The 12,390-nt window shown below is 59.8% G+C and carries 9 protein-coding genes, 1 pseudogene and 2 riboswitches (1 of these 12 only partly in view); of the genes and pseudogenes, 7 read left to right on the top strand and 3 right to left on the bottom strand.

The genetic code is table 11. The features are described from left to right. Positions 1-92: 92 nt before the first annotated feature. The 3 genes from gcvPB to gcvT are packed head-to-tail and all read right to left on the bottom strand — an operon-like array spanning position 93 to position 4,103. On the bottom strand, positions 93-1,550 hold the full coding sequence (gcvPB, locus tag AC06G8_RS18615) for an aminomethyl-transferring glycine dehydrogenase subunit GcvPB (RefSeq protein WP_447665414.1): 1,458 nt from the start codon (positions 1,548-1,550) through the stop codon (positions 93-95). A gap of 38 nt (positions 1,551-1,588) precedes the next feature. Further along, the gene (gene gcvPA, locus AC06G8_RS18610) at positions 1,589-2,968 is read right to left on the bottom strand and encodes an aminomethyl-transferring glycine dehydrogenase subunit GcvPA (RefSeq protein WP_480283532.1); all 1,380 of its coding nucleotides are present in this window, start codon (positions 2,966-2,968) and stop codon (positions 1,589-1,591) included. A gap of 10 nt (positions 2,969-2,978) precedes the next feature. Further along, on the bottom strand, positions 2,979-4,103 hold the full coding sequence (gene gcvT, locus AC06G8_RS18605; protein WP_480283531.1) for a glycine cleavage system aminomethyltransferase GcvT: 1,125 nt from the start codon (positions 4,101-4,103) through the stop codon (positions 2,979-2,981). 211 nt (positions 4,104-4,314) lie between these two features. Beyond that, positions 4,315-4,421, bottom strand: a riboswitch (glycine riboswitch). Positions 4,422-4,424: 3 nt separating this feature from the next. Next, positions 4,425-4,524: riboswitch (glycine riboswitch) on the bottom strand. A gap of 167 nt (positions 4,525-4,691) precedes the next feature. Between gcvT and gcvH the strand changes: the two genes are divergently transcribed. The 7 genes and pseudogenes from gcvH to AC06G8_RS18570 all read left to right on the top strand — a co-directional run. Beyond that, positions 4,692-5,081 (top strand): glycine cleavage system protein GcvH, encoded by a 390-nt coding sequence (gcvH, locus tag AC06G8_RS18600; protein WP_447665408.1) that lies wholly within the window; start codon positions 4,692-4,694, stop codon positions 5,079-5,081. Positions 5,082-5,209: 128 nt separating this feature from the next. Further along, entirely contained in the window at positions 5,210-5,350 is a 141-nt protein-coding gene (locus AC06G8_RS18595) for a hypothetical protein (RefSeq protein ID WP_480283530.1), read from the top strand. A 58-nt stretch (positions 5,351-5,408) separates the two neighbouring features. Further along, positions 5,409-6,879, top strand: a pseudogene (locus AC06G8_RS18590) (DHA2 family efflux MFS transporter permease subunit). A gap of 175 nt (positions 6,880-7,054) precedes the next feature. Further along, entirely contained in the window at positions 7,055-7,591 is a 537-nt protein-coding gene (locus AC06G8_RS18585; protein WP_447665409.1) for a TetR/AcrR family transcriptional regulator, read from the top strand. 144 nt (positions 7,592-7,735) lie between these two features. Next, positions 7,736-8,245, top strand: a complete 510-nt coding sequence (locus tag AC06G8_RS18580) for a DUF4188 domain-containing protein (RefSeq protein ID WP_447665410.1) — start codon at positions 7,736-7,738, stop codon at positions 8,243-8,245. Between the two features lie 731 nt (positions 8,246-8,976). After that, complete coding sequence (locus tag AC06G8_RS18575; RefSeq protein WP_447665411.1) at positions 8,977-10,722, top strand: ABC transporter ATP-binding protein; 1,746 nt, start codon at positions 8,977-8,979, stop codon at positions 10,720-10,722. A gap of 21 nt (positions 10,723-10,743) precedes the next feature. Further along, positions 10,744-12,390: the 5' portion of an ABC transporter ATP-binding protein gene (locus AC06G8_RS18570; protein WP_480283529.1), read on the top strand. Its footprint extends 381 nt past the window's final position; the window shows 1,647 of its 2,028 coding nt (coding positions 1-1,647); the start codon lies at positions 10,744-10,746; the stop codon falls past the right edge of the window.

Here is a 12,390-nt window from a genome sequence, read left to right as displayed (position 1 = left end):
AGGTTCAAGCAGGTAGAGCCAGACATGCGCAGCCATGTAAAAAAGCTTTTCCCGGGCAGTGCCGGGAAAAGCTTTTTTTGTATCCAGGCCTTCTAGCAGGAGCAGTTCAGCACCGGCTTGCGGGCAGCCTGGGTTTCGTCCAGCCGCCGCACGACGGTCGTATAAGGAGCGTTCTGCACGAGCTCCGGCGTCTCCTTCGCTTCGCGGGCGATGCGGATCATCGTGTCGATGAAGGCGTCGAGAGTTTCCTTGCTCTCGGTCTCCGTCGGCTCGATCATGATGCATTCCTCGACGTTGAGCGGGAAGTAGATAGTCGGCGGGTGATAGCCGAAGTCGAGCAGCCGCTTGGCGACGTCGAGCGTGCGCACGCCGTATTCCTTGAGTCCGCGGCCGGACATGACGAACTCATGCTTGCAGACGCCAGGGTACGGAATCTCATAGGCTTCCGAGAGGCGCGCCATCATGTAGTTGGCGTTCAGTACGGCGCATTCCGAGACGCGTCGCAGCCCTTCCGGACCGTAAGTGCGGATATACGTGTAAGCGCGGACCAATATGCCGAAGTTGCCGTAGTACGATTTGACGCGGCCGATGGAAGCGGGACGGTCGAAGTCGAAGAAGTAGCTGCCGTCATCGCGCTTGCCGACGACCGGCTTCGGAAGGAACGGAGTCAGATGGGCTTTTACGCCGACAGGACCAGCTCCGGGACCGCCGCCGCCATGCGGCGTGCTCATGGTTTTGTGCAGGTTGAGATGCACGACGTCGAAGCCCATGTCGCCCGGGCGAGTAATGCCCATGATGGCGTTGGAGTTCGCTCCGTCGTAGTAGAGCAGGCCGCCGGCTTCATGCACGATGGCGGCGATCTCGACGATCTGCTCCTCGAACAGGCCGAGCGTGCTCGGGTTCGTGAGCATGAGGGCGGCTGTATCAGGGCCGACTGCAGCTCGCAGCGCGTCGAGATCGACAAGTCCGCGCTCATTGGACTTGATCGTGATCGTATCCAGGCCGGCCGTCGTGGCGCTGGCCGGGTTGGTGCCGTGCGAGGAGTCCGGCACGATGACCTTCGTGCGCTTCTCGCCGCGACTCTCGTGATAGGCGCGGATCATCATGAGGCCGGTCCACTCGCCGTGGGCTCCGGCAGCAGGCTGCAGCGTGACGGCATCCATGCCGGTAAGCGCGGCAAGATCGTTTTGCAGCACGTACAACAGCTCCAGTGCGCCTTGGATGCTCTCTTCCGGCTGGTAAGGATGGATGCGGGCGAAGCCGTTCAGCCGCGCCGCATCCTCGTTGATTTTCGGATTGTATTTCATCGTGCAGGAACCGAGCGGGTAGAAGCCGTTGTCGACGCCGAAGTTGCGGCGGGACAGCTCGGTATAATGGCGGATGACGTCCACCTCGTACACTTCCGGCAGGGAAGCCGGCTGCTTGCGGAGCAGGGAGGAAGGGATCAGATCCTCGAGTCCTTCCTCATCCGGCACGTCGCAGACAGGAAGGGAATAGGCTTTGCGGCCTTCACGGCTCATCTCGAAAATGAGCGCTTTCTCCGGTTTCACATCGATGATTCCGGCGCTCTTCAGTTGTTCATGGCTGCTCATGCGCGCGCCTCCTTCGTCAGGCCGCCAAGCGCGGCGGCGAATGCGTCGATCTCTTCCTTCGTGCGCTTCTCGGTTACGGCGACGAGCATGTGGCCCTCCAGCTCCGGGTAAGCGGAGCCGAGATCGAAGCCGCCGAGGAAGCCCTCGGCGAGCAGCTTGCTGTTCAGCTCCTTGGCCGATACGCCTTCCGGCAGAGAGACCACGAATTCATTGAAGAAAGGAGCGGAGCCGAACGGCAGGCCGATTCCTTCCACCGAACCAAGCGTCTTGGAGGCGTAATGCGATTTGCGGATATTGAGCTCGGCGGCTTCGCGGATGCCCTGCTTGCCCATCACGCTGAGATAGATGGAAGCGCACAGGGCGAGCAGCGCCTGGTTCGAGCAGATGTTGGATGTCGCCTTCTCGCGGCGGATATGCTGCTCGCGGGCTTGCAGCGTCAGCACGAAGCCGCGCTTGCCGTCGAGATCCTTGGTCTGGCCGACGATGCGTCCCGGCATGCGGCGCATGAGCGGCTCGGCCACAGAGAAAAACCCGCAGGTCGGTCCGCCGAGGGAGGAAGGGATGCCGAGCGGCTGGGCATCGCCGACGACGATGTCGGCGCCTAGCGCGCCGGGGGATTCCAGCAAGCCGAGCGAGAGCGGATTGCTGCTCACGACGAGCAGCCCTTTGGCTTCGTGGATGATCGGCTCGATCGCCGCGAGATCCTCGATGCAGCCGAAGAAGTTCGGCGACTGCACGAGCACCGCAGCAGTCTCGCCGCCAGCGACGGCGGAGCGGAGTGCTTCCAGGTCGGTGACGCCGCCTTGGAACCCGACTTCAACGAGCTCAAGCCCGAGGCCGTGGGCGCTTGTGCGCAAAATCTCGCGCGCCTCTGGATGCACGGCGCTGGAGACGACGATGCGCTTGCGGCGGGTATGGGCGGAGGCAAGAGCCGCCGCCTCGGACAAGGCGGTGGCGCCGTCGTACATGCTGGCGTTGGCGACAGCCATGCCGGTCAGCTCGCAGATGTAGGACTGGAACTCGAAGATCGCCTGCAGCTCGCCTTGGCTGATTTCCGGCTGATAAGGAGTATAAGCGGTATAGAATTCCGAGCGGGAGATCATATGGTTGATGACGACGGGAATATGGTGGTCGTAGAGACCGGCGCCAAGGAAGCTCGTCGTCGTTTCATGATCGGCGTTGCGGCCGGCCAGCTCCTTCAGATGGCGGAGGAGAGCCCATTCGTCGAGCGCGCCCGACATCGGCAGCGTGCCCTTGTAGCGGATTGATTGCGGAATATCGCGGAACAGGTCTTCCAGGGTGGCCGCGCCGATCGTCTGCAGCATTTCCTGCTGGTCCTGCTCGGTCATGGGGATGTAGCGATGCTGGGTCGTCATTAAGGGTTTGTCACTCCTTGGCTGATGCGGGCGATGCCGCGTTTCGTTTGTAGAAAGGGGTTTTGACGACAGCTGCCTTCAACCGCTTGCCGCGGATGTCGACCTCCACCTCGGTGCCGACCGCGGCATACTCGGCCTGGAGCAGCGCGAGTCCGAGATTGCGCTTCAGCGTCGGCGACTGGGTGCCCGATGTCACCTCGCCGATCAGCTGCTCTCCGGCGTAGACCTGGTAATGGGAGCGCGGGATGCCTCGCTCCAGCAGCTCGATGCCGACAAGCTTGCGGGGCACGCCGGCTTCCTTCTGCGCAGCGAGCGCGTCGCGGCCGATGAAGTCGCCTGCATCCAGCTTCACGAAAAATCCGAGTCCGGCTTCCAGAGGGGATATATCCGCAGACAGCTCCTGGCCGTACAGCGGCAGCCTCGCCTCGAAGCGCAGCGTATCGCGCGCGCCGAGACCGGCGGCCTCGAGGCCGAGCGGAGCGCCGGCTTCCATCAGCGCGCGCCACAGCTTGGCGGCGTCGGCGGCCGGCGCGTACAGCTCGAAGCCGTCCTCTCCGGTGTAGCCGGTGCGGGAGAGCAGCAGCTCGACGCCGCATACGGCCGCCTTCGGCAGGAACTCGAACGGCTTCAGCCCGCCCCAGCCGGCATCTGTGCAGCGGTCCAGTATTTCTCCTGCAAGGGGACCCTGCAGAGCGATCAGCGCCGTATCGTCGGAGCGGTCCTCCACCGTCACGTCCCCGATCAGATGCTCCCGCAGCCAATCGAGATCCTTGCCGATGTTGGAAGCGTTGACGACGAGCATGTACTGGTCCTCGCTGATCCGGTAGACGAGCAGATCGTCGACGACGCCTCCGTCCGGATAGCACATGAGCGTGTATTGGGCGGAGCCGTCTTTCAGCTTGGACACGTCGTTCGTCGTCACGCGCTGCAGGAAATCGCCGGCGAACTGGCCGGTGACGAGGAACTCGCCCATATGGGACACATCGAACAGCCCGGCACGCTGGCGGACAGCCTCATGCTCTTTCAGAATGCCGGTGAACTGAACCGGCAGATCCCAGCCGCCGAAGTCGATGCAGCGGGCTTCGCCGTATTCCTTGTAGAGGGAATGGAGCGGGGTCGTGCGCAGATTGGCCATGGTAGTCCTCCCTTTGTATGCTCGTACTCGAAAGTAAAGCCTGTTCGCTGATTGTTCATCTTCCCCTTGCAAGCATTCAACGCCCGACTGAAGGAGAAGCCCTCCTTGGCGCACTAATGAAAGGGAGAAAAGCAAAAAGGACAGCGCAGGAAAAACAACGCTTGCGCCGGTTGCAAAAAAATTCGCAGCCATGCTTAACGTGTCATCCATGCTCTGTCCTTGGTACCTGAGAGTTACCCTGCGCATTCGTCTCCGCAGGTTTCCCCTTGGGTGACGTCGGCGAAGCGGCGGGGCCGCAAGCTTCCGTTCTCTCCAGAGGCGCGTCCCGCAAAGGTCCTTCTGCCTGAGAGATTCCCCTGCCGGGCAGGGTTACTCCTTCGGCGCCGCTTCATGTACCGGCGATCTCTCCCGTTGCGTTCATCCGCATATTCAGTTACAACCAGTTTTACAGATGGGACGACCCTGTGTCAACAGAATTTCAGCTTAAAAGACATGCCGAGTGAGTTATGTTGACACAGCGCCCGTCATCGTTTACGCTTTGCGCATAGATTGCCAAACCAGGCCATGATGGGAAAGGATGAGCGTCCAGTGAGTGAGATTCGCGCAGGATTGGGCTATACGGAGGAGCATGAGTGGGCGGAAGCGGCAGGAGAGACGATTGTTCGGATCGGCATTACGGACCATGCCCAGCATCAGCTCGGTGACATCGTGTTCGTCGAGCTGCCGCAGGCTGGAGACAGCGTTGAAGCGGGACAGCCCCTCGGGACCATCGAGTCCGTCAAAACGGTGTCCGACCTGTACTCCCCCGTCAGTGGAACGGTCGTCCGCGTCAACGAAGAGCTGGGCGACTCGCCGGAGCTCGTCAACACCGATCCTTTTGCCGGCGGCTGGATGATCGAGATCGACACGGGCGCCGACGCCAAAGCGGCGGTAGCGGCGCTGCTTGACGCGGAAGCTTACGCCAAGCTGGCGGACTAGGCTCCCATGCAGCGGAGGAGGGCGCGTTGCCGCGCTCTCCTTTTGCCGCTTGCGGATGTCCATTTTCCCATGCGCGGCTCGGTAATATTGACTACAGGCATCCGGTCCGTTGACCGGATGCCTTTTTTGTGGTTTCAAGACTAGACCGATCGTTCTCATTCGGAGCCGTCATTCTCGCGATGACGAACAAGGACATCCGGCCGTTCCGGCTCGTGGAGGAATTCATGCCTGTGCTTGTGAATGGAACCGATGGAGGGGTCGGAAACTAAAAAGAGATAAATGACGGGGAGAACCTGTCTCAGGAGGGAAATCAGAATGGAAAAAACAATGGGAGCAGCCGCTGCTCCTCAAGAAGGAAATTCCTTCAAGGTTGTTCCGATCATGACCGCTCTGCTGCTTGCCGGATTCATCGGCATGTTCAGCGAAACGGCACTCAATATCGCGCTGAATGAGCTGATGAGCACGTTCAAGGTCGAGCCTGCCACGATTCAGTGGCTTACGACCGGATTTCTGCTTGTGCTCGCGATTCTCGTACCGATCTCGGGTCTGCTGCTCCAATGGTTCACGACGCGCCAGCTGTTCACCGCATCGCTCGTATTCTCGATTGCCGGCACGCTGATCGCGGCGAGCGCGCCGAGCTTCGCTTTCCTGTTCATTGCAAGGCTTGTCCAGGCGGTCGGCACCGGCCTGCTCATTCCGCTGATGTTCAATACGGTACTGGTTATATTCCCGCCGCACAAGCGGGGAGCGGCAATGGGCATGATGGGGCTTGTCATCATGTTCGCGCCAGCGGTCGGGCCTGCTTATAGCCGGCCTGTTCCTCGTTTATGCCAGCTGGAGAACGATTTTCTGGACGGCGCTGCCGCTTCTGGTCGTCGCGCTTCTGTTCGGCCTGATGTTCATGAAAAACGTCTCCGAGCTTGCCCGTCCGCGCATTGACATCTTCTCGATCCTGCTCTCCAGCCTCGGCTTCGGAGGCATAGTCTACGGCTTCAGCAGCGCAGGAGAAGGCGACCATGGCTGGAGCAGCCCGAAAGTCATTATCGGCATCGCCGTCGGCATCGTCGCCTTGATCCTGTTCACCGTCCGCCAGCTGCGGATGAAGCAGCCGATGATGAATCTGCGGGCATTCCGCTTCCCGATGTTCACGCTCGGCACGCTGATGATCTTCATCGGGATGATGATCATTCTTTCCACCGTCATTCTGCTGCCTTTGTATTTGCAGGCCGGCATCGGCCTGCTGCCGCTCGCGGCGGGACTGCTGCTGCTTCCCGGCGGACTGATCAACGGCATCATGTCTCCGGTCATGGGCAGGTTGTTCGATAAATACGGTCCGCGCTGGCTCGTATTGCCGGGCTTGGTGCTTGTGTTCGTCGTGCTTTGGCTGCTGACGGGCATCAATACGGGCACGTCCAAGGGCGAGATCATCCTCCTGCACAGCCTTCTGATGATCGGCATATCCATGATCATGATGCCGGCCCAGACCAACGGGCTGAACCAGCTGCCGCGGGAGCTCTATCCGGACGGAACAGCGATCATGAACACCTTGCAGCAGGTTGCGGGTGCGATCGGCACGGCGCTCGCCATCAGCATCATGACGGCGGGCAGCAAGGCTTATTATGCAGACGGCAAGCATTCGCCTGCCGATCTGTCGACCGTTCCTGCGGCCATGACCCAGGGAGTTCAAAATGCTTTTCTGTTCGTCATGATCTTTGCCGTGTTAGGTTTCGTTTGTTCCTTGTTCATCAAGCGGGTGAAAGTCGAGAAGCAGGAGCAAGTCCATCACGCCGGACATTGAGCCCACCGACACGCCCGGCATGCCATGCACCTCGCGCGGAGACGCGCGAGTGTTATCCTGCGTTCCTTGGAGCGGAGGATTTTTTTTTGGCTGGATGGATTGACAGATTTGCAGGAAGAGGATATCTTATTTATTGATCAATAAATTGTACAGAACAGGGAAGGTAAAGTAACTCATGACACCGAGAGAGGAACAGGCGGCAGGACGCAAGGAGCAGATTTTGAGCGCTGCCGCCGCGCTGTTTGCCGAGAAAGGGTATTACAAAACAACGACGGCGGATGTGGCTTCCGCGGTCGGCGTTACCCAGCCGTACGTCTTTCATTTTTTCCGGACGAAGGAAGCTCTCTACATGTCCGTCCTGCAGAGGGCGGCGCAGCAGATCCGCGGAGCGTTCGAGGCGGTTCAGGCGCCTCCCGGCGAGCTCGAGCAGGCGATGGGCCATGCGTTCCAGGAGCTGCTGGAGGGAGGCTTCCGCAGCGAAGTGCTGCTCTGCATGACGGCCCACTCCATACCGGAGCCGGGCATCCGCCAATATGTACGGGAAGAGTTTGCCGTCATTCATGCCAGCTTGAAGGTCCGTTTCGAACGGGCAGGCCTGGAGTTCCCGGGCTTCCGCGCGACCCAGTTCATCGGTCTCGGGCTAGCCATCGCCCTGTCCGAGCTGACAGGACTGAAACAGCTGCTGCCTTGGGAGGAGAGCTTGGATTGCTGAAGCTTGGCCGCTGCCTTCGAAGCTGGTTGAGCATGGAAGAAGAGTTCAACGAGTTGTTTCCGGGAATGAGGAGCGCCGCTTAACCAGCGGTTCTTTTTATCCCTGATAATTTATTGACTGATAAATAAAAGGAGAGTGAAAGGAATGGCTAAAGCGATATCAGGAAGGTTTACTGCGGAAATGGATGGCCCGTTCGTTGTGTTCGTCATCGGGATGAGGATCAACAAGCTGCTGGCCGTGCGCAAGTGGCTGCCGGTAGTCCGCTCGATGGGGCCGATGTTGCGGGAGCTGTACGCCAATGCGGATACGGGCTTCATCAGCCATGAGATGTACTTGGGCGCGCGCGGCCCTGTGCTGCTGCAGTACTGGAGATCCTACGAACAGCTGGAGCGATATGCGCGGGGCGGCATTCATCTGGAGGCATGGAAGAAGTTCAACCGTTCCGTTGGAACGGACGGGTCGGTCGGCATCTTCCATGAAACGTATGTGATCCAGCCCGGAAACCATGAGGCGGTCTACGGAAACATGCCGGTCATGGGACTCGCCAAAGCGGGCAGGCATGTCCCCGCAACCGGCCGCAAGGAGACGTCGCGCCGCAGAATGGGCGGGGATTCTGCTCCAGCCGTGCCGTCCCCGCCCAACCCTCATGCCTGAAGGGGCAGGGGGAAATTTCTGCGGCCGGTGCTGGAATGGGCCCAGCGCTTGCCCGGCCGACCGCTATTTTCAAAGATATAGTCATCCCGCAAGAGGAAGGATGATGATTGAGGAAGAAGGCCGACCCCAGCGGAGGAAGGCTCGACGGACGCAGGCAAACGCATCCAACAATGAGCGCAGTCCTTCCGGCGATCTGTACGCCGGCGATGTGAGCGCAGGTTGAAATCGCCTATAGTCAAACTAACCGGCTCCAGTCCATTGACTTTTTTGGCGGGGCGATGATACATTGGCAAAGTGCTCTTCGGTTCGGGTATGGACCGGAGCAAAAGGATGGGGCTGAACGCCCTTCGAGGAGGATTACGGATGCGAAGCATGGCACTAGCAATGATCAAACCTGACGATGCTCGCACCAAGCGTAATCCGATGCCTCGCTGATGATCCGTTAATCATCAGGCGCACGGTTACGTTCCTGTAATCGTGCGCCTCTATACGTTCCGCGACCGGAATGGCCGCCGCGGCAAGGATTCCTTACCTCCTTGCCTGCGGGCATCCGTCGGCGAAATGCAGGGCGCACCGCTTACAGGCGGCGCGCCTTTCTTAATGGGCATCGGGCACTTTGCATCACGCTGGAGAGAGAAAATGACAGAGCTGTTCAGGCAGCGCGGGAAAGAGCGCATAGCGGCTCGAACCTCAAGCAGCCGTAACGGCTCAAAGGATTGGGGAGGTGTCCAATGTTTAGTGTAATAGGCAAGCTGGGCTGGTATTTCAAGATGGAGTGGCGGCGCTACTCTCTGGCTGTCGGCTTGTTGATCTTCGTCGGCTTTCTGGAGGTGATTCCTCCGCGTCTGCTCGGTTACACCATTGATGGAATCAGCCAGGGAAGGCTTGCGGATTCTACTTTTTACTGGATCGTGGCAGGCTGGCTGGCCATCACGGTATCCAGCTATCTCATCACGTACGGCTGGATGTCCCGCCTGTTCGGCGGAGCCAACGTGCTGGAGCGGCTGCTTCGGGGCAAGCTGATGGGCCAGTTCATGAGAATGACCCCGACTTTCTACGAGCGCAACCGGACGGGAGACCTCATGGCCCGCTCGACGAACGATCTGTGGGCGATCTCGATGACGGCCGGCTTCGGCATTCTGACGCTGGTGGATTCCACGGTGTGGATGCTGACGCTGCTCGGCATGATGATATTCCTGATCAGCTGGAAGCTGACGCTGGCAGCTCTGCTGCCGCTGCCGATCATCGCGCTGCTGATGGCTGTCTTCGGCCGCATGATCCATGACCGCTTCATCAAGGCGCAGGACGCCTTCGGGGAGCTCAATGACGAAGTGCTTGAATCCGTATCCGGCGTACGCGTCGTCCGCGCCTATGTGCAGGAGGAAGCGGACCGGGACCGGTTCCATGCCAAGACGAACGAAGTGCTCCGCCGCAACATCGCGGTCGCTCGCGTCGACGCGCTGTTCGAGCCGGTGAACAAGATCCTGGTCGGACTGAGCTACATTATCGGCCTGGTTTATGGCGGAGTACTCGTATTCCAGGGTGAAATCACGCTTGGCGATCTCATTTCCTTCAATATCTTCCTCGGCATGCTGATCTGGCCGATGTTCGCCATCGGCGAGCTGATCAACGTCATGCAGCGCGGCAGCGCCTCGCTCGACCGCGTGGAGGAAACGCTGCACACGCCTGCGGACGTCGAGGACAAAGGCGAGCTCGTACAAGTGGAGCAGCCGGGCGAAATCATGTTTTCCGACGTCACATTCCGCTATCCTTCCTCCAAGGAGGATAACCTCTCGAATGTCAGCTTCCGGCTGCCTCGCGGCGGGACGCTGGGCATCGTCGGGCGCACGGGAAGCGGCAAAACGACGATACTGAAGCAGCTCATCCGGGAATATCCGGCAGGCAGAGGAGACGTTGCCGTGAGCGGAGTTTCCATCGATCGAATACCGCTCGACCGCCTTCTGGGCTGGTTCGGCTATGTGCCGCAGCAGCCGATCCTGTTCTCCCGAACGATCCGCGAGAATATCCTATTCGGTGCCCATGGGGCGACGGAGGAGGATTTGGAGCGCGCGCTCGTCCGAGCTTCCTTTGCCAAGGATGTGCTGTTCCTTCCCGATGGCCTGGAAACGCTCGTCGGCGAGAAGGGCGTCGCTCTCTCCGGAGGGCAGAAGCAGCGCGTCAGCATTGCGCGGGCGCTCATCGCCGATCCGGAGATTCTGCTGCTTGACGACGCCTTGTCGGCCGTCGATGCGAAGACGGAGGCCGAAATCATCGAGGGCATCCGCACGGAGCGGGCAGGCAAAACGACAATCATTACGACGCACAGGCTGTCGGCTGTCCAGCACGCCGATCTGATTCTCGTCATGGAGGACGGCAGGATCGTGGAGGAAGGCACCCATGAGCAGCTTCTGCAGCAAGGCGGCTGGTACCGGGAGCAATACGACCGGCAGCAGCTCGAAGCATTCGTTCAATCTTAATCGCAAAGAAGGTGAAAACAAGTGAATCAACCGAAAACAGGCAAGCGGCTGCTGCAGTACGCTCTCCTATTTAAAAAACAGATCGTGTTAGCCCTTATTCTGCTCACCTTCGCGGTCTGCGCCGAAATGGTCGGTCCGCTGCTCGCGAAGCGGATGATCGACAACAATATCCTCGGCATCGAGAAGCCTTGGATTTCCGTGGATTCGGCGGCAGACGGGAGCGTCCCCTACAACGGGAACCTGTACGTCCGCTCCGACCGTACGGATAGCCTGAAGAGCAGCGGCCCGCAGCTGAATATCGTGCAGGAAGGCAGCAAGTTCTACGCGATCGAAGGTACGCTGCCGGAAGGTAAGCGCAAGGTTCAAAACGGCGAGCTCCTGCTGACTTCGGCAGACGGCAGCAAGCAGGCTTATCCCGCCGCCAGCATGTCCCGCGATGAAGTCTATGCGTTCTACAAGCCGGAGCTGAATCCGCTCCTCGTGCTTGCTGCCGCATACTTCGGCCTGCTGGTCATCGCAGCCATCTTCACCTACGGCCAAAAGCTGCTGCTGCAGACGACTGCGAACCGCATCGTGCAGCGCATGCGCGAGGATGTATTCGCCCATACGCAGCGTCTTCCGGTCCAGTATTTCGACAATCTGCCCGCGGGCAAGGTCGTATCGCGGATTACGAACGATACGGAATCGATCCGGGAGCTGTTCGTCGCCGTGCTGGCCAACTTCTTCTCGGGCATCGTATATATGGCGGCGATTCTGGGCGCCCTGTTCATTCTCAGCCCTACGGTAGCCTGGTTCGCCATACCCGTATTTCCGATCCTCTTCGTCTGGATCGTCTTCTATCGCCGCCTGGCCGGCCGCTACAACAGCGTCATCCGCGCGAAGCTCAGCGATATCAACGCCATGATCAACGAATCGATCCAGGGGATGAGCATCATCCGAGTCTTCCGCCGCGAGCGCAGCACGGCGCAGGAGTTCAAGGAAATGAACGATGAGTTCTACTCCTTCCAGATCAAGCTGCTCAAGCTCAATTCGTGGACTTCCCACAACCTTGTGAACGTCGTGCGGAACCTGATCTTCCTGGCCGTCATCTGGATGTTCTGGGGAGGGGATCTCGGAGCGGCCGTAACCGTGGGCATCATGTACGCCTTCATCGATTACATGAACCGCATGTTCCAGCCGATCGTGGGCATCGTGAACCAGCTCACCAACCTGGAGACGGCAAGGATATCGGCCGGACGGGTGTTCGAGCTGATGGACGAACCGGGAACGGAGGTTTCCTCCGGCACGATGCCTCGCTATCGAGGAGAAGTCGCTTTCGAGAACGTGACCTTCGCTTACAAGAAAGAAGAGAACGTTCTGCGCAACATTTCCTTTGCCGCCGCGCAGGGACAGACGGTCGCCCTCGTCGGGCATACCGGCTCCGGCAAAAGCTCCATCCTCAACCTGCTGTTCCGGTTCTATGACATCGAGCATGGCCGGATTACGATCGACGGAATGGACGTCCGCGACGTTCCGAAGCAGCAGCTGCGCCAGCATATGGGCATCGTGCTGCAGGATCCGTTCCTCTTCACGGGTACGATCGCATCCAATGTCAGCCTGGGCAACCCGGATATTACGCGGGAGCAGGTCGTGCAGGCGCTGCGCGACGTAGGCGCGTACGAGATGTTC

The organism is Paenibacillus sp. SJS-P3, from assembly GCF_056711585.1.
This window is presented reverse-complemented; position numbering and strand designations above follow the sequence as displayed.

Coding starts and splice junctions, on each gene's coding strand:
- gcvPA (WP_480283532.1), bottom strand. CDS start 2,968: ATGACGACCCAGCATCGCTACATCCCCATGACCGAGCAGGACCAGCAG.
- gcvT (WP_480283531.1), bottom strand. CDS start 4,103: ATGGCCAATCTGCGCACGACCCCGCTCCATTCCCTCTACAAGGAATAC.
- AC06G8_RS18585 (WP_447665409.1), top strand. CDS start 7,055: ATGACACCGAGAGAGGAACAGGCGGCAGGACGCAAGGAGCAGATTTTG.
- AC06G8_RS18580 (WP_447665410.1), top strand. CDS start 7,736: ATGGCTAAAGCGATATCAGGAAGGTTTACTGCGGAAATGGATGGCCCG.
- AC06G8_RS18575 (WP_447665411.1), top strand. CDS start 8,977: ATGTTTAGTGTAATAGGCAAGCTGGGCTGGTATTTCAAGATGGAGTGG.